This is a genomic window from Cupriavidus sp. 01L45, from assembly GCF_056399885.1.
In genome coordinates this window covers 132,182-152,030 of sequence record NZ_JBFTSG010000011.1, presented here as the reverse complement: position 1 = coordinate 152,030, position 19,849 = coordinate 132,182, and the positions used below count along the sequence as shown (strand labels likewise).

Genomic DNA, 19,849 nt, shown 5'->3' with positions numbered 1-19,849 from the left:
CGCGACCGGCTTCGTCGAGTCATCTATCAATCGAATCGTTGGCCGTCGGATGTGTAAAAGCCAACATATGCGTTGGAGTCGTGCGGGAGCACACAGTGTCGTGCAAGTGCGCGTCGCCCTCTTGAACCAGGAATTCCACGAACTCGCTCGGCGGCAGTTTCCATGGATTGGCCAGAGACGTGTGTCTTGGCCCTGGCAAAGATCGCCCCGGGCTTTTTAACGGCTTCCCTCAACTCCAGCAGCCGTGGCGATACATTTTGGAGGGGCCCGCTGCTCGGAGATTCCTCTCGGCTTTTTCCTCCGTGGCCCGCTCAGCACTCTGGGTGGCCACCCCAAATCCGTTCACCTAAACCCATCCGTGCGCTTAGGTGCCTTTACGGGTGCGCAATCGGACGGCAGATCAAGCAGTCGGTGGTGGCGCAATGGAACGGGTTCATGAACGCACACGCGGCCGCGCAAGTAGTGTGGGTGGTGGAGATCCCAGTTGACTACTTCATCCCTCGCGAGCGTTGGCGATGCGCCGCGACCCACGCGTTGAGCTTGCTGATTGGGTTGCTCGGATCGAGGACCCGGGTAGCACTGCGGACCAGCTACCGTTGGCGCCGCGGAAGGCTCGCCCACAATCGGCGCAGCGGTAGCGGAGTCAGCCGCTCGCAATCGCGAAGCAGTTCATGCGATCCGGCTTCTGCCATCGCGCCGAACGTCGTACCGTGCAAGGCCACCACCCTACCGTGGCTAGCAACTGACGATTTGCACCAGCAGCCGGGGCGATTCAATAGCGAGGCCCGCTGCTCGGAATTTCCTCTCGGCTTCTTCCTCAATGGCCCCGCTCGGCACTCTGGGTGGGCACCCCAAATCCGTTCACCTAAACCCATCTGAGCGCTTGGGTGCCTTCACGGGTGCGCAATCGGACGGCAGATCAAGCAGTCGGTGGTGCGGCGGATACTACGATCACAACCGTCGCAGTCTGCGCTTCGAACCCCTTCACGTGCTGGCGCAAGACATGCGGTGCTCATCACGACGCACCGAAGATCGTGCGCATTCGTTCGGTGGCTATGATCTTCGGCTTAAGCTGCGGCCGCACGAGTCGCAACCGGCGAACACACCGATGAAATGCTATGCAGGGTCGTTGTACTGATTATCGGCATAGCATTCTGCTTGACAGTTTGGGCCTGTTAAATGCGGTAAGTGTCAGTTCATAATATAAATCAAATACTTACAGCTGGATTCCCGCCCAGGCTCACGAGCTGCGAGTTGCATGACGCTAGAAGTGGCTTCAGACCGTCAGCGCGCAATCAATACCTGCACCGGTTGGGGAACCATATCGGCCCGCCCCTTCTTTTAGGGCCGGTGGGCCTTTTAGGGAATCCAGATCGGCGACAGTGGTCAGGCCCCCGTTGTGCTGTTGTGCGCCCGCGCACTTCAGCGCCCGGCCCTTTGCCCGGATTTCACTGGCGCAAGGGTGCTTCTGTGCCGGACGAAACGAGGCTGACTGCCGTCCAAGATGATTCGGGCTCGTTTCGCCTTAGCACCCGGCACAGTGGATTTAGGTGAACGGATTTGGGGAAGGACTTCTCCCAGCACAGCTCTCGATTCATGGCACATTGACATCCTTCCGTCGCTCAGCTTTTGGCTGCTGCGCTTTGCGCGGAAAGGGAGGGTGGGAATTCCATCTATGAGCAGCACTTTGTCAAGCCATTTGGCGGAACTGGCTAGTCGATTTCGATCAAACTCCAGTATCTCCACTGCAGCGACCGATGGTGCGATATAACACAGGCGGCAACCCCTCGATGACCGAAAGATCACTGGTGCCCGCAAGCGACGTCACCGGACGCCGCGTGGCGAGCCCGGTACATAGCATGGTCCGAGAATCGTCGGTGACATTAGTGAGCGGCGCGAGCCGCATCCCGTTTGAGAGATCGGGTCGATTCTGATGCTTCCGCTGGTGCTGCCCTCAACCAACCAGCCGGGAGCAGGACATGGCCATGTGCACACGGGAAGACGATGAGATGCATCCGAACCCCATTACTATCTTCATGCCCCGATAATTGGGGCTTTGGCCAGCCAGGCCCAGCATGAATCTCGCCCCCAGTCGTCCATGATCCGGGGGGTGTTGTCACCGGGCCTGGTGGGTGACTGGTGATCGCTATTAGGGACTCGGCCGGAACATCCTGAGGCCGTCCGTAACGTGGACGCCGAGACTTGCCACCGTTGTTGCAGGCCAACCCGCTCAATCCGCCTAAACTTCGATGCAAGAAAACCAACAACATGACTCCGTCGATGTCTTCGTCGGCGTTGATGTAGGCAAAGGCCATCATGACGCTGTCGCGCTCGATCGGACCGGAAAGCGTCTGTACAACAAAGCGCTGCCCAACGATGAGGCCAAGCTGCGCGCCCTCATCACCGACCTCAAGGCGCACGGCCAACTCCTGTTCGTCGTCGATCAACCCGCCACCATTTGCGCGCTGCCGGTCGCAGCCGCCCGAGACGAAGGCGTCCTGGTCGCCTATCTGCCGGGTCCGGCCATGCGCCGCATCGCCGATCTGCACGCGGGCGAAGCCAAGACCGATGCCCGCGATGCCGCGATCATCGCCGAGGCCGCGCGATCGATGCCGCATACGCTGCGCTCGCTTCGACTCGCTGACGAGCCACTCGCTGGACTCACCGTGCTGTACCGTTTCGACGACGATCTGGCTGCCCAAATCACCCAAACCATTAACCGCATTCGCGGCCTGCTCACCCAGATACATCCCGCATCGGAACGGGTTCTGGGGCCTCGCCTGGACCATCCGGCCGTGCTCGATCTGCTCGAGCGCTACCCGTCGCCCGCCGAGCTTGCCTCGACCAGCGAGAAGACGCTCGCCAACCGCCTGACCAAACTCGCCCCGCGTATGGGCAAAGGCCTTGCGGGCGAAATCGTTCAGGCGCTCGGTGATCACGCTGTGGTCGCACCCGGCACGCAGGCAGCCACCACCGTCATGCCGCGTCTGGCCCAGCAACTCGCCGCCTTACGCAAACAGCGCGACGAGGTCGCCAGCGAAGTCGAGCGCCTGGTACATGCACACCCTCTTTGGCCGGTCCTGACCAGCATGCCTGGAGTCGGCGTCAGGACCGCCGCCAGACTCCTCACTGAGGTCGCACACAAAGCCTTCGCTTCGGCCGCGCATCTTGCCGCCTACGCCGGTCTCGCCCCGGTCACCCGCCGCTCAGGCTCGTCTATCTGCGGCGAACATCCGTCCGGGCGGGGCAACAAGGTACTCAAGAGAGCGCTGTTCCTCTCAGCCTTTGCAGCCTTGCGAGATCGGATATCGAGGGGCTATTACGCTCGCAAGGTCCAGCAGGGAAAGCGCCACAATCAGGCGCTCATCGCTCTTGCCAGAAGACGCTACGACGTGTTGTTCGTCATGCTGCGCGACGGCACCTTCTACCAGCCGAAATCTGCCCCGGGTGCTTGACGAAACGCATAGGGGCGCCCCTCAGTTCGACGCGCGTGCCGCGCTCGCGCGCTGGGCCGGCGTGGACCTGACCCGCATCAACGGGTTGGCCGTCACCTCGGTGCTATCGGAGATCGGGCCTGACTTGAGCCGCTTTACCAACGTCAAGCACTTCTGTTCCTGGCTGGGGCTGTGCCCCGGCACCAAGATCGGTGGCGGCAAGACGCTATCTTCCGGCACCCGACCCTCCGCTAACCGCGCCCGGCAGGCACTGAAAATGGCAGCCATGAGCCTGTCGCGCAGCCACTCGGCGCTCGGCGCCTTCTACCGCCAGCTTTGCGCCCGCATGACCTGCGTGGCTGCGGGGCCCTCAAGCGCCGCGCTGCCACGCTGGGCTTCCAAATCACCCCAACAGCCCCAACCCCAACGCCCTAAAAACCCGCCGTTTCCATTTGTTTCTCATGAGAGGATCTACGGCGCTACGGGAGGATCTGTTCAGTCGCTTCGATGGCAAGGACTTTCCCGATCTCGTGGCATAGCGATGAGCCAAGATAGTGGGTGTTGGGTAACCCATCTGAGCAGGGGACGGCCATGGACAAGATTGCTCGTATAGGCGTGGATCTAGCCAAGAACCTGATCGTGATACACGGCGTGGATCGCATTAAGAAATGCGCTCTCACGGCGGACGCTTCTCGATCGGTTTGCGAGCCTCCAGCCCTGCCTGGTCGCGATGGAAGCGTGCAACGCAGCCCATTACTGTGACGCAAGCTGTACGCGCTCGACCATGAAGTCCGCCTGATCGCGCCGCAGTTCGCAGCGCCGTACCGCAAAGGCGGTCAGCACGTGAAGAACGACAAGCTGGATGCCGAAGCGATCTACGAGGCCGCAGGCCAGCCGCACATGCGCTTCATGCCGCTCAAAACGGCGGATCAGCAAAACGCGCTGGTGCTACACGCCGCCTTGAACCTACCTTCGATAGACGTCCGCCTACCCTCCCCTATGGCATTCGGGTCACTCGATGAATTTCTACTAGAAAACACTTAAAAATCAATGACTTAAGAAAATAACAAGATAGATGCCGTCTTGCTCCCCACTGTCTAGCAAGCGGGAAATAAATTTAAGTGATTGATTATAAACGACTTTCTAGTAGAAACGTCTTGGTAAGCCATCTACATCAACTTTACGGCTGTCCAACTCGAGCACCTTGCGCGCTAACAGCGTGGAGGCGCGCGGAAAGCCTGTCGACGTCATCCATCGCGGCGACGAGCGCGTCATCATCGAGGCTAGGGGACGGCAGGGGGCAGCTGACCGTCAACGACCCCAGCGCATTTCTGCGGCAGACGCTCCAATCCAGATGCGACAAAATGGGCCAAGCGCCCTACTTCCTAGCATYACGCATCTCGCGCAACCAACTCGCGCAAGCGCATTGCATGAACGAATCTGAATGGGCCGAAATCGCCCCAACGCCTCAGGCATTTCAAGGAAGCGTTTGCGGCCCATCGGAGGCTACACAGGTGAGCAGGTTAGCGCGCAGCACAACAATGAGGGTCCGGCACTGTCCACTTCTCAATTTCTGCTTGGGCATAAGGTCGGCTTTGGGACGGCCACGGCCTTGCCAACTAAGAACTCGGCGTTGAAATCGTCCCCGCCCTCAGCCGTCGGCCGCCGCAGTTTGCGCGGAATTGGGGAGGACGTCTCCTACGGCCCAGTGCCGGCATGACGCCGCTCGTTGAGTCCACTTCGGTTGGTTTCTGCTGCTGGCGGCATCACTGCACCTTTCACTTCACAGGCGAACTTGGCGGGTCCCTCCCTTACAACATTGACCGCCTCATCATCTGCAAGGCCAGTGCCTTGCTACATGAAGCGGCACCGATCCAGCGAAGCGGCGGATGTCGAGCGGCTGCTCGCCATCGGGCATCGGTTCGTATTCGAAGGTTTGATGTCATCGCATAGGTAATTCGCGACAGCAATCGACCCCAGTCAAGGATGGCTCCGCCCTGCGCGCTATCCCTCCGTGCCCAGATGGACGAGCATTGCCCCCTGAGCACCGCGTGACCCAGCAAACCGGGGCGCGCTCAAGCAGACTTCTATCCGGCCTAATGCAGACCAAGCCTGCCGCCCCGAACGGCTCATTGCCCACCAGCACGGCCCATGCAGTTCGCGCCGCCTTGTTGGCTAGCCACTACCGTCACGTTGGTAGTGCGACGGCACGCCGGCTGTTCACAACATAAGCCTTTGTCCTTGGCCCGGAACAGAACTGCCCTGGCTCCGTGGATTAGCAGCATGCGTAGATAGCGGCACCGTGTTAGCTGATCGCGCCGAGGCGCACCTTGCCCCCGTGCGATGCTGACGCGGCACCAGCCTGAGGTAGGCCGACAGTTACTGCCACGATTGGAAGTCGCGTGCATCGCCGATAGTGGTGACTAGCGCCGATGCCGTGAGCATGCCAATCCCTGAAATCGTCACCAAGCGCTGGCACTCTGGTTGCGTCTGGGACCAAGCCTCTATTTGTCCCTTCAGCCCGGCACTGTCTTTCGACGTCTCCCGCTTCATGGGGGGGCGAGGAGGCGGTGGTATCTGAACGTCACGGCGGATATGGCGCACCGGATGATGCCACCTAATACACGCCCGTGTCGGTGAAGTGGAGGGGACGGATAAGCAATGGCCTTGGTGTGCGGGGCGCAAGCATCGTGAGGCAAAATGAGAAAGGCCTGGATGAAAATCCAGGCCTTTCGTATTCAATCGAGAAGGGAAACTTATCGCACCATCATCTTATGGGACTCTCTTCCGCCGCGAAGGGCGTTAGTTTGCATCTCTGGACAGAGAAATCTCCTTCTCCAAGAAATCGACCAAGCGGGCCTCCCATTTCGCCGCATCCGCCACGTCTTTAAAGCGGATGGCAATCACGCCGTTCCGGCTTCCCACAACGCATATCTGTTTTTTGCCCAACTTGATGGTGCGAGTTTGACCCGGCTCCCTTGCGGATTTTGCCACCGCGGTCACAAAAGCCAAAGCCTGTTTTTGCGAGAACTTGGCATCGGTAGCCAAACGCTGTATGGCATCGACAACGAGGTCGGTCTTTTCGGGACGTTCCGCAATCACTGCAGCTAATTCGTAAGCGGCATTGGCGCCCAGACATCCTCGATCCGGGGCATTTCGGAGTGCTTGCAGCGCTTCCTCCGGAAGGCGCGCATAGGCGAACAGCTTAGTTAGTTGCGCCTCGCTGATCCCAGCACCAGCGGCGATGTCCCGCTGGCTACGGCCGGTCTGTTGCTGATGGCGATAAAAACCCTCGAATTTCTCAAAATCGGGAAGTGAAGGGGATAGCAGATTTGAGTAGAAAGCTGCTAGCTCGTGCTCCTCAGTACCCTCAAGGTGGGAGAAGATCGCCGGAATTGTCGTTCGCCCCAACTCTTTGAAGATGTGGAACCGATTGTGGCCAGCGATCAACTCAAGAGTGCCATCTGGTCGCCTAAACAGGGTCACGGGGTGCACGAGTGGGTTGACACGCAGGTTCTCTTTCAGTTCACAGTACTGCTCTGCGGTTAGCTTCCGGCGGCGCCCTGGTATCTCAACCACCTCCGTTATAGACACGTCGACCGCCTTCCCGAGGTTCGACTCCAGGTCGGCTGCCCGTTTCTCCGCAGCAGCGACCGCTGACTGGACTGCCAGCATGCGACCAGGTGAAGTCTTTGGTGCCGCGCCTGCAGGTGTAGGACTGGCCCCCGGTTTGACAGTGACGTTCGCAGTCTTCGCTAGCAATCTATCGCCGATACCCATTACTTATTCCTTAATTTTCCAAGCCCTTGTGAGCTTATCGTCGACGTGCAGCGCTAGCCGATCAAGCGGCTCGCGGAAGCGCTGGTAGGCTTCGACGCTTCCGTCCGGTTTGGAGAGGTCATAAACTGTGGACAGTTGTGCCGATGCCCCTTTCGGTACCGATGACTCGGGTATCTCGATATCCAGAACGCGTGAGCCGTAAGCCTTAACCATCCACTCGCGGACGACTTTGGATACGGCATCCGCCTTGACCTTGGTCAGGACAATATTGATGAAGTCGAAGCGCTTCGACTCGAGCAGACCTGGCAGCTTTTTCGCAATATCGGAGAACAAATGCCAGAACTGCGTAGAGCTGGCGAAGTCAAGTCCATCGGGCGGGCAAGGCATCAAAATGCCATCCGAGGCGATCAACGCGTTAATAGTGATGTAGCTAAGGGCAGGGGGAGTGTCTATCACGATCACATCGTATTTTTCGGAAAGCGGCAAGAGCCCCTTCCTCAAAATGTCCCAAAACTCGAAACCAGATTGCGAGAGGACTTTCGACGGGATTTCGAACTCGGCATCAAACAATGCTGAAGATGCTGGGATGAGGTCCAGGTTATGCCAGTATGTCGATTGGACCGCATAGTTCAATGTGGACTGGTCGCCGTAAATAAGCGGAAGTAACGTCTGGCTTTCGTCGATTTCCGCGTCTGGCGCCCAGCCGCAAAGCTGTGTGGTTGTACCTTGCGGATCGCAATCCACGATTAGCACCTTGCGTCCGAGCAGAGTTAACGCCTGGGCCAGACAGACTGCTGTCGTGGTCTTTGCCACGCCACCTTTGAAGTTGCCAACCGTGATCACGCGGCCCCGCGCACCATCTGGACGCGACATGCGGCCAGCCGCCGATTTCGCCCACGTAATGGTGTCTTCCAGGGTGAAGACTTTGGTCCGACCGTTTCCTTGCGATGTCCCTGAAGGCAAGCCGCCCTTTGACGCCAGGTAGTGAAAACGCGCCTTGTCTATCCCGCACATGCTAGCGATTTGCGTGCTCGTAAACGTCGGGGCTATTTTCCTAGGATAGGGCTCTAGCATTGCATCACGGATTTGACTGAATACGTCATTCGCCTGGGCAGCGACTTCGGCCAGCCCATCAATGGTAAGCGCCTCGTCACCTGTATTGTCCGGACGCGGGAACTCCGCTTTAAGTAGGCTGGTTCTTGCCATAGATTTGAAGGTTTCCTAGAAACAACCCAAAATGCTAAAAGTAGACGGTTTTCCTCGATTCGGAGGTTGGCCGTAGAATAGCTGTCAACTAGGTAAACCGCAAGCAGTTTACGTCACCTCCGTAACCACAGCAGCGACACGACCGGTCAGTTTTAAGGGACAAAGTCCTTGGTATAAGGGAAATACTGACATGCGATCTGAGATCAAAGGTTGCTGACCAATAGGAAGGGTGAAGCTTCAATGAGCACCTTGGAACGGCCTTTGGGCGAGTGGCTAGCTTCAGGAAAACATCTCATCCTGGCTAACCTTGTTTAAGTGCTTTAGTAAACACTGTAAACCTTTAAGTAAACCTTTAGCGCCTCAAGAACCGCGCCAGTAAAGGGCTGCAGGGTAGATAGGTGAAATCTCTTAGGGATTGGGTGAACTCTGTTGGGGCCAAGGGGTTGTGGATTTGGGGGACAGGTGAAACTGATTGGGTTGGGAAGGCTGTGGATTTGGGGAATTGGTGAAGTGTATTGAGGGGAAACCGGATCACCATCTCCAATGGCTCGAGGGTGAACTGTATTGGGGATATGCCAGGGTGAACGAATTTGGGGGGTGGCGTTACCAATCTGGGGCCGGTGCTAGGTGGCGGTTGTGAAGGGTGAAAGGATTTAGGGTGACCCTAAGGTGAAGGGTTTTGAGGCGGTGCGATGCTCGCATTTGGACCAATGCCCAAGGGCCGAGCCATAGGTGAAGTAATTTGGGGGCTTTGAAGGTGAAAGCCTTTGAGGCGGCACTTTGTAAGTGGTCACTCTCATTCATCCCACAAAGATAGATCATTGGTGAATGAATTTGGGGTAGATGAGGGTGAAGGTTTTTGGGGACCGAGAGCAAGTCAGCATCAGAATAGTTGCGTATGCATCACTAAATTTGTGATGAGGAGCATCAGGACTTGAGAACTGCCTTGTGAGTGCAGTAAAGGCCGCTTTGTGAACGCGCTAAATTCAAAAGCTACCCAAAAACCTTCACCTTTCGAGCCGCGCGCACCAGGGAGCCCAGCAGATTGCCCCTGCCTCCCCAAAAGGTGAATGAATTTGGGTGCCTTTCAGGCCTTAGGTGAAGTGTTTTGGGGATGAAGCAACTTAGGCAGGGGATGAGAAACCGCTTGTAAGTGCCAGATTTCAAACGCAAGGAAGCCTCTCGTTCTTTGTGCTCCGCCCATTCGAGCAGCCCCGGAGCACAAAGCCTTGATAGGTGAACGAATGGCAACTAAGATTTCACCAATTCACCGTCAACCCTTTCCTATGACGAAACCAGCCGCGGGTCAGAAGGGCGCGCAGATCGCCCTGTTCCAGCAACCCGAAGTGCCAGAGCCATTCAAGAAGGCTGTCCAGGCAATTCATCTCTCGCCCGTCGGAGGGGCTCTCACTCTTCAGCAGCGGCGCCTCTTCAACGCTCTTATCAAAAACGCGATCGAGCATAGGCTTTCGAAGAGCGATGCGCCCAACATCTTCCAGATCTCGATTCCGGAGATGATGGCTGGTCTCGGCTTGACCACTAAGGACACAGGCTACATCAAGGAGACTGCCAAATCCCTGATGCGCACGGTTGTGGACTGGGACCAACTGAACAGCGATGGGACTGCGACCTGGACCGGTTCGACGCTGGTGGCCGGTGCAAAGATCACCGGCTCTCAGCTTTCCTATTCCTTTGCGCCTCAGATCTCGGAGGAACTGCTCAACCCGGAGCGATTCGCCATGATCGACATGCGCATCGCAAAGCTGTTTCGTCGTGCTCACTCGCTAGCTCTCTGGGAGAACACAGTTCGCTATGAGAGAGTAGGGGTCACTGCTCGTATTCCATTGCCCGTTTTTCGCAATCTGATCCTGGGTCGAGAGGAGAGCGAGACAAAGTACAAGGAATATAAGATCTTCAAGCGTGCTGTGCTCAATCCGTGTATCTCAGAGATCAACACCGTCTCAGATCATCTGATCGAGCTCATCGAACACAAGAACGGCAGGTCAGTGACTGATTTGCAGTTCAAGATCAACCGCAAGGAACCCACGTCCCAGGAGGAGCAGCAGCACTCTGACCTGGTCCAGGCAGTAGTAAAGCTTGGAGTACCTCTCACCGAGGCAAAGAAGATGGTTCGCACCTATGGGGCGGACCGAGTCAAGCAAGCGGTCGCGTACACGCGCGCTCGGGTCGCAAAGAAGAACTCTCCTGCCGTGGATAACGTGGCCGCCTACTTCCGCAAATCGCTGACTGAGGATTGGGGCAAGGGCGCTGAGATAGGCGAGGAAAAGCGTGGTGAGGCACGGGCCTCCAAGACAGCAAGTGCCAGAACTCCCGCCGAAGCGAAGGATCAGTATATTGCTGCGCGTCTTCCCGACGCACAGCGGTATTTCCTGGAACTGTCGGCCGAGGAACAGGCCTCGCTGATCACCGAGTACAACGAGCAATGCGCCGCCGCGGATCTACGGCTTGTCACTTCAAAGAAGCCCACCAAACTTGCGCAGTCCAGCTTCTTTCGCTGGCTTGCTGCTCGCACTTGGGGAGAGCCGTCATCGGACGACATCCTTTCGTACATCTTGAGCGGACAGGTTTAACACCGCATGCCTGTTTGTAATCCAAGTTTTCGCGGAGTCTGCCGTTTCAATCAATTGGTATGGCGCGCCTTCGGTCTGCGGCATGTCAAAGGGCCAAAGGTGGCAGGCTCTCGGGCAGAAGTGATAGCCGCGTCAAGAGTCCCTGGCGCGACCCCAGCAGATACAGGCACGCTAGCCGATCGGTGAAAGCGCCGGCGGCAAAAGAGCGCTGCTATGACGCGGGAAAGAAGATCGTCGGGCGCAAGCGGCATATTGCCGTGGATACGAATGGCCGGTTTCTGATGGTGAACCTGACTGCGGACATCGCCGATAGTACCGGGGCATTGGCGGTTCTGGAGGCGCTAAAGAAGCGCTGGCCGGGACTGAAGCATCTGTTTGTAGATGGTGCGTACGATCGTCGCACTTTGATAGCTAAGGCTGCGACGCTCGATTTCGTCGTACAGGTGGTGCGCCGTCACGAGTATCAGGTAGGCTTCGCGGTGGGTGGTGGAACGTATCTTCGGTTGGATGATTCGCTGGCGTCGCCTTGTCAGGGACTACGAGCGGCGTCCTGATGTGTCCGAGGCCATGGTCTATATCGCAATGGGCGGTGCTGTAACGCAAAGTCGCCCATCCTTGAATTATCCAAACGGGCTCCGAACGGTTGTGGCGGCTCCAAATCAACCRCCGGTATGCCTAGTATCCCATGCCCTTGCTAGGCCAAGTCGGCCTCGATCACAAATCGTGAAGTTGGGTTCTTCTTTGCAGTGCTTACATAAAGCCAGTCCTTGGCGCGTGTGAGTGCTACGTAGAACAGCCTGCGCTCGTCAGCTTCGGTGCTGCCATCATCTGGTATTACCGTTTCCTCGGCACGAATCACTCCCACGGCTGACCGGGGCGCGTAGCGACCGCGATGCGAAGACTGCCGATGGCGCGAAGCTCCTGCAGGAGCGCGCGACACTGGCGGCCAAGCAAAGCGCAAGCGCGGCTACCGAAGCGCGTCTGCGCGAACTCAGGCAACGGGAAACCGAGCTGGGAGCGCGCCGGCGGCAGTTGGATGCTGACCAGCGTGTTGCGGCCACCCGCGCCGCCACGAGGCGCCGGGAGTTGGAGCAGCTGATCGCCGGCCGCAAGCTGATGTTGGCCGAAGGGCCGGCCATCCTCGCGGCCGCCGAGCAGCGCGACGCCTTGCAAATGATCATCGGCCAGAAGCAGGGCGAGTTTGCCACGCTACAGCAGGCGGTCAGCAGCTTGGACGCACAGCAGGCGCAGCATGCCGCGCTCGCGACCGAGTTGCAGGGACTAGAAGCGCGCGGAAGGTCCGCCGCCCAGTTCGCCACCTCGTTGAAGGGCCAGGCCGATGTCATTGAGACGGTGCCATGCCGGGCCGATCCCATGCACAGCACGTGCCCGTTGCTCGCGCAGGCGCGTGACGCCAAGGGCAAGCTGGCCGAGCAGGTCATCCTCGTGAAGGATCTGCGGGCCAGCTACCAGGCGAAGCAGCAGTCGATGAAGCCGATGGCGGAAGCCCTGGGTGAGTTGCCAGCCCAACGCGCCGCCCTGGCGGCCTTGCAGACGGCACTGGCACGCGATCAGCAGGAGTTGCAACGGTTGACCGCCCTCGCGGCCAAGAAGCCGATGTTGGATGTGGCGCAGGAAGGGTTGGCGCAGGCACAACGCGACGCGACCGCTCTGCCTGACGAGGAAGCCACCAGCACGGCCCGGTATGACCGGGACGTTGCCGAAGCCGAGTCGCAGTTGTCGGTGGTGCAGCGCGAGTTGTCCGGGCTGGCAACTGAGGACGTCACCGGCCTCATCGCCGCCTTGGACACCCGTCTGCGACAGAGCCGCGAGGCAGTGGTTGCGCTGGATGCCCGGATCGAGGCATTGATTCGCCAGCAAACCGGTCTTGCGACCGAGCGCGAACGCTTGGAGTTGGTGCTGTCCGGCCAGCCTGCGGTACAGGGCAAGGCCGATCGGCTCTCCGACGAAATCGCGCAGTGGAAGCTGCTGGCGAAGGCGCTCGGCAACGACGGCGTGATCGCGCTGTCCATCGACGACGCCGGTCCGGCGCTCACGCGGATCGTCAACGACCTGTTGCTCGCCTGCTATGGAGCGCGATTCACCATCGCGACTCAGACGCAGACGACGCTGGCCAATGGCGAGAAGCGTGAGGGCTTCGAGATCGAGGTGAATGACGCCGACCGGGACAGCGTGAAGAACTTCGCTTTGCTGTCTGGCGGGCAAAAGATCTGGATCAATGAGTGTTTGACCCGTGGTATTGCGCTCTACCGGGCGCAGGACTCGGGTCAGCCCTTCCAGACGCTGTTCACAGATGAGGCCGACGGCCCGCTCGACCCGGAGCGCAAACGCGCCTTCATGCAAATGAAGCGCGAGGTGCTCCGTCAGGGCGGCTATGAGCGGGAATTCTTCATTTCCCACACGCCTGAGTCGGTTGATGAGGCCGACGCAGTGATTGACCTGGTGGCGCTCGCTGCCTAGTTTTTGTCTTTAACCCGATGGGGCACGCCCCATCGGGGCTGCCCTGTCCCCCGTACAGGGCATCCCATGAAACTCGTGAAATCTCTTTTCCTGCTCTACCTCGTCCTGCGCGTGCTGGCCGCTTGTGACCATCACACGCAGCCGGGAAGCAAGGAGCCGATGCGGTGACCCGTCGTCTATGCCATTGGCAGTTCCATCGTCTCGGCCGCACTCGGCTGACCCCAGCCCCCGGCCATTCTTAACCTTCGGCGCTCCCTCGGGAGCGCCATTTTCTTTCCTACGAGGGGTCTCTACCATGTGTCAGACCATTTAGCTGTTTCCACAGGGCGCGTTCGATCCAATGAGCGGAAGATAGACCGTGCTTTAGGTGCGATCCTTCGCCTGTTGCAAGCTGCGCATCCGGTGGTCATTGCCTACAGCGGTGGCAAGGACAGTAGTGTCGTGGTGGCGTTGGTGCTGCACGCGGCGCTTGGATTTTCATACCATTGCCTGCTAAGTTTGCAGGAAGGCCCCAATCCACGAGGCCTCGCCAAGCAGGAACACTGGTGAGCTACTTGTGCATACCTAGAGGCCGGCACTTCGTCATCGGGCTCGTGGCGGCCGCAGTGTCGATCTGGTACGCATTTGAGGAGGCGCGCGACCGCCAGGATGATGGACTGCGGGAAATCGCTGGCTCGACTCTCCTGGCTATGCCAAGGTTCTCTCCTCCCAGTGCGGGTTCGCTCAGGCCGATGAGCTGGAGATGCGAATCTGGGCGCTCAAGATATCCAAGCGGGCGCGCAAACACTCGTGAACGATTGAGGGTGGGTCGTCAGTGCGGAGCGGCATGGGAGCAGGCGCCCGGCCAAAATCGGATGACGAGCGGGATGCGGCATACTTGCGACTGGAGGCCGCCCCCCCTTGCGAACCATAGGTAGGATGACCGGTAAATGAGGATGAGCTCTCGTCTTGCGTTTGTGCGTCGCTACTATCGTTGGCTGATTCTGCTAGCCCTGCTGCCACTAGGGATACTACTAGCGATGGTGATCATAGCTTATGCATACGGTATGCGTGCCCAGGGCCTCAACTGGCAGGGCGGACTGGAACTGGCGCAGTGGCAAAGACTGAAAAATGGCTGTGTCAGCGCACTTGGCGAACGATTGCGGGTCACCGGCTGGCGCCCGGTGACGATCACCATGACCAGCATGAGCCTGCCCAAATGCGAAACAGCAGGTGCGGAAGAGCTGATTCCACCCCCCTGGATGCCGCCCTTCGATCTCTCAATCGACGCCTTCTCCATTCCCGGCTTGCCGCCCCTAGCGGTGGTCATTCGCCAGCGCGAGCAGCGCTGGCAAGTACAGGCATCGTATCGGCGCAGCATAGCGGCCGCTGCCTATGACCGCATTTCCGGGCGTTGGACCGCGCAAGGGCAAGTTCAGGCGGCTGACATTGCCCCCGAGCTCCTGGGCGGGCTGACCTTCATGAGCAATGGATTGTGGCAGGCCAATCGGCTGGACGGCACTTTGCAGGCGCAGGGGCAACAATTGGGTTATAGGGGGCAGTCGGAACGGACAGATACGACCATTGAGGCCAGCCTCGCTGCCAAGCAATGGCAGTTGAACGCGGTGCTGGGGGCACCGGTTGCGATCGGGGGCGGCTGGAGCCTGGACGCTCGGCAAGGGCTCCAGGCCAGCGGGAACTTGGACGGGGTGAATGCCTTGAGCCTGGACCTGCGGGCGACAGGCCCGCAAGGTACAGTGCAGCTAAACCTGAATACGGAGGGCGGCGGCGTGGCACGCGGCCAGGGCATGTTGACGCTGGACGGACCCAAGCTGGCCGGTACGGTGCCGCTACGCTGGAATCAGCAGGAACTGGCGGTGTTGCCTGCGGCGATACGGCTCCCAGACGAACTGCGCCTGAGCTGGCCTCGTCCGGTGGTTCTGCCGCTGGCACTAGTCGGCAAGAGTACCGTCTCTGCCGACCTTCGATATCGAGACTTCAGCGTTAGAACCGTCGACAGCTTATTGTCCTGGCAGCAAGTCCAGTGGGRCTGGCAAGGGCGGCTTGAGCTGGCCGGCAAAGCGGCCGGCCATGACCTGACTGGGTCTTGGCAGGGGCGTATCGATGCCGCAGGCCTCACGGGCGAGCCGGCCAGCCTGACTGTCAAGGGGCCAAGCCTCCTGCTGGCGCTGCATTTGCCAGTAGCCGACTTTCACGCGCCGCGCTGGGCGACACAGGCGAAGTTCAATGGTCACTATGGCAACCAACCCATCGCGGGAGTGCTCAACGCCAGCTATACACTGGGAAACTGGAAAGGCTCGGTCGAGTGCAGCTCTCGGCCTCCGTTATATATGAAGGGCGGAACCCTGACGCTGGTTGCGCCTTGGTATGGCAAAGGCGACCAGTGGTTTCTAGGCGCTGGCAGCCGCGCCACGATAAGTGAGGGGCTGATCGGAACCACGCTGATCAAGCCAATAACGATTATCGCTACGACCCCATTACGCCTTAGCCCACAGGGGATATTCGGTGACTTGCAGATCAAGGCCGGTGGAGCGGTGACAACGCGCGGTGCATTGCCGGGCATCGACGGACAGTTGGCTGTCGAAGGCCGGCAGGGCAACGCCAAGCTGCGCGTGCCCGCCTGGCAGTCGGAGTTGGCTCTGACCGCATTGCTGACTAGTTATGGAAGGAAAACAGGTGCGCAAGGCACGGTGCAGATAACGACCCCCCTGTCCACTGGCATGAGCCGCAGCTTTGGCGTCACCTTCCAGAATGGGCAACTCAAAGGCCAAGGCCGCTGGGAGTGGCAGGATCACTGGCAGTTGCGAGGGGATATTACCGCGTCCGGGCTCGCGTTGGACTGGGGAGGCATTCTGGCGGCAGGCGGCGATGGGACCGTGCATGTCGAATGGCGGCAAGACGGGCTGACTCTCGCCAGCATTGGGCCGATCATGCTGGCCGAGTTAGATGTGGGCACCCCGGTACGCAACGTGCACATGACGATGCAATCGGACCTGGCCACCTGGAGCCTGACGGACGTTTACGCCGAAGTACTGGGCGGCAACTTGCGCGCCCCTGCCCTGCAATGGCCCTCCCCGCAGTTTCAGCCCGTGACCGTGAGCCGCATCGACCTCGCGGAGGTAGCCGCCCTGCAGAACGACCCGAACCCGACAGTTCAGCTCGTGGGCCGCGTGGGCGGGGTTTTGCCACTGCAGTTGATGAAGGATTCTCTGGCCTTGCAAGGAGGGATCATGCGCAATGAAGGCCTGCTATCGCTTAAGGTTTCGCCATCCGCGGGCGTCACCGCCATGGGCCAGTCCAACCGTGCGGCCCAGTTTGCGCTGGATACGCTGAGTAACGTGGCAATCCATGATTTTCAGGCGCGCGTGAATATGAAACCGGATGGCTGGCTGGATGCTGCCGTGACCATCAAGGGCCAGAACCCACTGCAAGATAACCAGCCGATAGTACTAAACTACACGCACCAGGAAAATGTGCTGGAACTATTACGCAGCTTGCGTATTGCTGATGAACTATCCCGACGGGCATTGGAGCGAAAACCGGCGGAAGGCTCACGCTGACATTGTGCGAAGGACTCATCATGAAAATCTTTTGGCTCGGGGCTTTACTGCCACTGGCAGCCTGTACTCCACGGATCGCATTGGAGGCACCCAAAGATCCAATCACCATCAATCTCAATGTGAAGATCGATCACGAGATCCGCCTCAAGGTGGAAAAGGATGTTGATAAACTTACCGAAGACAGCAAATTGTTTTAGGAGCGGTTAATGAAAACCACGGCACGACTGATAGCGGTGCTCTTACTGGCCTGCAGTACATTGGCTCTGGCGCTTGACTTGGACAGCGCCAAGTCACAAGGGCTGGTCGGCGAACAACCCAATGGTTTTCTAGGGGTGGTCAACCCARCCCCGGACGCCGTAAAGCTTGCCGCCGATATCAATGCCCAACGTCGCGCCGCCTACGAGGCGATTGCTAAGAAGAATGGCGCCACTCTGGATCAAGTAGCCGTCCTGGCTGGGCAGAAAGCCATAGATAAAGCGGCGCCGGGGGCTTACGTGAAAACTTCTGACGGGCAGTGGGTTAGAAAATAGTGCCTCGCGCCTACCACGGTCAGGACGTGAGGGGGAGGATGTCAATAAGGCTGCTCAAACTCAGAGTTCCTCTTGCAACTGAGGTCGAACGCCTGCCTCGCCTGTTCAATGGCCGGGAGATGCGCGATGGCCCATAGGCCAAGGGCTTCCACAGGGGTCCTTAGCGAATGCCCGAGAGAGGTCAGCGCGTAATCAACGCGCGGCGGAATCGTGGCGTATACGGTTCGCGTAACCAGTCTGTCTCGTTCCAATCCCCGCAAAGTCAGCGTCAGCATTCGCTGCGAGATGCCGCCGATCTTCCGCTTCAGTTCATTGAACCGCATGGTCCCCTGCCTGGTCGCACCGGACAAGGCGCGCGCGCTATCGCCGGCGGGACTGGCGGCCGAGATGGCTGCAACCCAGGGGGGTCTCCCGGTTCAGCATCGTACCCGTGCGCAATTGATTCTGGTGTCAGATCTCACGCAGCGTCCCCCGGAGTCACCACTTCTGCGCCCATCTTTGTCGCCTCCTCGTTTGAAGTCGTCACGGTGTATCCGCAACCTTCTCGCCGCCTGGATCGGCGGGCGTTTGTAGAGCAGCAATGAAGATTTGTTCCGTGCCTCGCCTATTCGAGGGCCGGTGCCACGTGCGGCGCCCGCAGATCGCTGCATAGCATGCCAGCGCCTCCGCATTGGCCTGGATGGCGCGCCAGCCAGGCAGTTTGTCGGACACGTTGTACACCGCGCGCCACTTGGCAAAGCGTGCGCCCTGCTGGCGATAACCGGCAAGGCGCTTGGCCAGCCCGTCGAGGCCCTCGGTGATCTCGTCGCCGGGAGCGTGGAGACGGGCGTGGTGCCCATCGTCGAACCCGAGGTGCCGATGGATGGCGCGCACTGCATGGCGCGTTGCGCCGAGGTCACCGAGACGTGCTGCACGAAGTCTTTCACGCCTTGCACCGGCATGCGGTGGTGCTCGAACACATGCTGCTGAAGCCCAGCATGGTGCTCCCCGGCAAGGAGACCAGGCACGCCGCACCGGCTGAGGTTGCCGCGGAGACTGTGCAGGTGCTCAAGCGCACGGTGCAGGCGGCGGTGCCGGGCGTCTTCTTCCTGTCCGGCGGCCAAACGCCCACTGAGGCCACCGCCAATTTCGATGCCATGAACCGGCTCGCCCCGCTGCCTTGGCGGCTGGCCTTCTCCTACGGGCGCGCCTTGCAGGAGCCGCCCCTGCTGGCCTGGCACGGCGAGGCCGCTAGCGCAACGGACGCTACTGCAGCGCTCACGGATGAATGGCATGGCTTGCCTGGGGCAATACGAAGCGGCGCTAGAGACCGCTGTGGGCTGAGCTCTCGGCAGGCGCAAGATGGAAAAACCCCCGCCGCCACGTGGACGACGGAGGCGGATAAGAGGGATGGCCGGAATTCGCAAATATCTGAAGCTTAAGATATTCGCCATTGTGACGCTTCACATATCTGCGAATCCCGGCCGACCCTCCTCAAGGCGATCGTCGCCAATGCTGTGCAATCGATCTGGCAGGCCGCCAACGAGGCGGCCACCGGCGAGCTGGCCGCCTTGCGGGCCGAAGCGCGGCTGCAGGCGAGCGAGGCGGAGGCGCAGCGCGACCAGGCGCGGGCCGCGGTGGTGGTGGCCGAGCAGGAAACCGCCGCCACGCAGGCCGGGCTCGACGCGGAGCAGAGCGCACGCGCGGCGCTGCAGGGGGAACTGGACGCCGAGCGCCAGGCCCACGCCGCCGCGCGGGCACGTCTGGAGGCGGGGCAGCGGCAGATCGAGGCACTGGAGCGGCAATTGGGAGAGTTGCGTACCCAATTTTCGACGGAGCTGGAGCACACCCGCGAGCAGGTGGCCGTCGCGCAGGAGCGGACCAGTGCCACCGAACGCCGCGCGCTGCGCGAGATCGACCAGGAGCGCACGCTGCGTCAGAAGGGCGAGCAGGCGCTCGCGGACCTGCGCGCTGAGCTGGCGGCGGTGCAGGCGAGGGCGCAAGACGCCGCTGTGGCCGGCGCCGAGGAGCGGGCGCAGTTGCAGGCCGAGCGCGCGCAAGCGGAAGCCAATGCGACGCGCCACTTGGCGACCGCCAGGCGCCGGGCGCCGACGACACGCACCAAGTTCAAGCCCGGGCCGGCCTGAGGGGGACGGGAGGTGTCGGATGGAATTTATCCACCGCACGCAGGGACAAGCCTGTGGACAAGCCGCGCGGGGCCGAGTGCCGACGGCATCAGCGGGTTTGACTAAAATTTAAGCAATGAGGGCGGCCACGTCCTCCCGCCG

Annotated in this window: 10 protein-coding genes and 7 pseudogenes; 11 read left to right on the top strand and 6 right to left on the bottom strand. The window is 60.0% G+C overall.

Features of this window, described 5'->3' with window-relative positions; genetic code table 11:
- The 3 genes and pseudogenes from AC1DT6_RS10230 to AC1DT6_RS10220 form a co-directional block, all read left to right on the top strand.
- Nucleotides 1–220 (top strand): annotated as a pseudogene (locus tag AC1DT6_RS10230) (ISKra4-like element ISBusp5 family transposase); the annotation flags it as partial.
- A 2,029-nt stretch (nucleotides 221–2,249) separates the two neighbouring features.
- Complete coding sequence (locus tag AC1DT6_RS10225; RefSeq protein WP_441637596.1) at nucleotides 2,250–3,455, top strand: IS110 family RNA-guided transposase; 1,206 nt, start codon at nucleotides 2,250–2,252, stop codon at nucleotides 3,453–3,455.
- 22 nt (nucleotides 3,456–3,477) lie between these two features.
- Nucleotides 3,478–3,813 (top strand): annotated as a pseudogene (locus AC1DT6_RS10220) (transposase); the annotation flags it as partial.
- Nucleotides 3,814–4,187: 374 nt separating this feature from the next.
- On the opposite strand, the gene AC1DT6_RS10215 reads toward AC1DT6_RS10220, so the two are convergent.
- The 3 genes from AC1DT6_RS10215 to AC1DT6_RS10205 all read right to left on the bottom strand — a co-directional run bounded on the left by AC1DT6_RS10215 (nucleotide 4,188) and on the right by AC1DT6_RS10205 (nucleotide 8,420).
- Nucleotides 4,188–4,370 (bottom strand): hypothetical protein, encoded by a 183-nt coding sequence (locus AC1DT6_RS10215; protein ID WP_441634866.1) that lies wholly within the window; start codon nucleotides 4,368–4,370, stop codon nucleotides 4,188–4,190.
- A gap of 1,866 nt (nucleotides 4,371–6,236) precedes the next feature.
- Nucleotides 6,237–7,214, bottom strand: a complete 978-nt coding sequence (locus AC1DT6_RS10210) for a ParB/RepB/Spo0J family partition protein (protein WP_441634864.1) — start codon at nucleotides 7,212–7,214, stop codon at nucleotides 6,237–6,239.
- Nucleotides 7,215–7,217: 3 nt separating this feature from the next.
- Nucleotides 7,218–8,420, bottom strand: coding sequence for a ParA family protein (locus tag AC1DT6_RS10205; RefSeq protein WP_441634862.1), 1,203 nt, complete (start codon nucleotides 8,418–8,420; stop codon nucleotides 7,218–7,220).
- A 1,244-nt stretch (nucleotides 8,421–9,664) separates the two neighbouring features.
- On the opposite strand from AC1DT6_RS10205, the gene AC1DT6_RS10200 reads away from it, so the two are divergent.
- Nucleotides 9,665–11,011 carry a replication initiation protein gene (locus AC1DT6_RS10200; RefSeq protein WP_441634860.1) on the top strand — a complete coding sequence of 449 codons (1,347 nt, stop codon included), beginning with the start codon at nucleotides 9,665–9,667 and terminating at the stop codon, nucleotides 11,009–11,011.
- Between the two features lie 176 nt (nucleotides 11,012–11,187).
- Nucleotides 11,188–11,630, top strand: a pseudogene (locus tag AC1DT6_RS10195) (transposase); the annotation flags it as partial.
- Nucleotides 11,631–11,705: 75 nt separating this feature from the next.
- On the opposite strand, the pseudogene AC1DT6_RS10190 reads toward AC1DT6_RS10195, so the two are convergent.
- Nucleotides 11,706–11,870, bottom strand: a pseudogene (locus tag AC1DT6_RS10190) (3'-5' exonuclease); the annotation flags it as partial.
- A 227-nt stretch (nucleotides 11,871–12,097) separates the two neighbouring features.
- On the opposite strand from AC1DT6_RS10190, the gene AC1DT6_RS10185 reads away from it, so the two are divergent.
- The 4 genes from AC1DT6_RS10185 to AC1DT6_RS10170 all read left to right on the top strand — a co-directional run bounded on the left by AC1DT6_RS10185 (nucleotide 12,098) and on the right by AC1DT6_RS10170 (nucleotide 17,582).
- A complete protein-coding gene (locus AC1DT6_RS10185) occupies nucleotides 12,098–13,492 on the top strand; it encodes an SMC family protein (RefSeq protein WP_441634859.1) in 1,395 nt (464 codons plus the stop codon).
- Between the two features lie 929 nt (nucleotides 13,493–14,421).
- The gene (locus AC1DT6_RS10180) at nucleotides 14,422–17,052 is read left to right on the top strand and encodes an intermembrane phospholipid transport YdbH family protein (protein WP_477114652.1); all 2,631 of its coding nucleotides are present in this window, start codon (nucleotides 14,422–14,424) and stop codon (nucleotides 17,050–17,052) included.
- Nucleotides 17,053–17,072: 20 nt separating this feature from the next.
- Nucleotides 17,073–17,249 (top strand): YnbE family lipoprotein, encoded by a 177-nt coding sequence (locus AC1DT6_RS10175; RefSeq protein ID WP_441634855.1) that lies wholly within the window; start codon nucleotides 17,073–17,075, stop codon nucleotides 17,247–17,249.
- A 9-nt stretch (nucleotides 17,250–17,258) separates the two neighbouring features.
- Nucleotides 17,259–17,582: a YdbL family probable chaperone protein gene (locus AC1DT6_RS10170; protein WP_477114651.1), complete on the top strand. Its 324-nt coding sequence runs from the start codon at nucleotides 17,259–17,261 to the stop codon at nucleotides 17,580–17,582.
- 41 nt (nucleotides 17,583–17,623) lie between these two features.
- Here the strand turns inward: AC1DT6_RS10170 and AC1DT6_RS10165 are convergent.
- Nucleotides 17,624–17,911, bottom strand: a pseudogene (locus AC1DT6_RS10165) (winged helix-turn-helix transcriptional regulator); the annotation flags it as partial.
- A 307-nt stretch (nucleotides 17,912–18,218) separates the two neighbouring features.
- Nucleotides 18,219–18,401 (bottom strand): annotated as a pseudogene (locus AC1DT6_RS10160) (class I fructose-bisphosphate aldolase); the annotation flags it as partial.
- 39 nt (nucleotides 18,402–18,440) lie between these two features.
- Between AC1DT6_RS10160 and AC1DT6_RS10155 the strand changes: the two are divergent.
- Nucleotides 18,441–19,003, top strand: a pseudogene (locus AC1DT6_RS10155) (class I fructose-bisphosphate aldolase).
- Between the two features lie 75 nt (nucleotides 19,004–19,078).
- On the top strand, nucleotides 19,079–19,708 hold the full coding sequence (locus AC1DT6_RS10150; protein ID WP_441634851.1) for a hypothetical protein: 630 nt from the start codon (nucleotides 19,079–19,081) through the stop codon (nucleotides 19,706–19,708).
- Nucleotides 19,709–19,849 lie beyond the last annotated feature (141 nt).

What these genes read in the sequence shown, in the direction of transcription:
- AC1DT6_RS10225 (WP_441637596.1), top strand. Translation starts at nt 2,250, where the DNA reads ATGCAAGAAAACCAACAACATGACTCCGTCGATGTCTTCGTCGGCGTT.
- AC1DT6_RS10210 (WP_441634864.1), bottom strand. Translation starts at nt 7,214, where the DNA reads ATGGGTATCGGCGATAGATTGCTAGCGAAGACTGCGAACGTCACTGTC.
- AC1DT6_RS10205 (WP_441634862.1), bottom strand. Translation starts at nt 8,420, where the DNA reads ATGGCAAGAACCAGCCTACTTAAAGCGGAGTTCCCGCGTCCGGACAAT.
- AC1DT6_RS10200 (WP_441634860.1), top strand. Translation starts at nt 9,665, where the DNA reads ATGGCAACTAAGATTTCACCAATTCACCGTCAACCCTTTCCTATGACG.
- AC1DT6_RS10175 (WP_441634855.1), top strand. Translation starts at nt 17,073, where the DNA reads ATGAAAATCTTTTGGCTCGGGGCTTTACTGCCACTGGCAGCCTGTACT.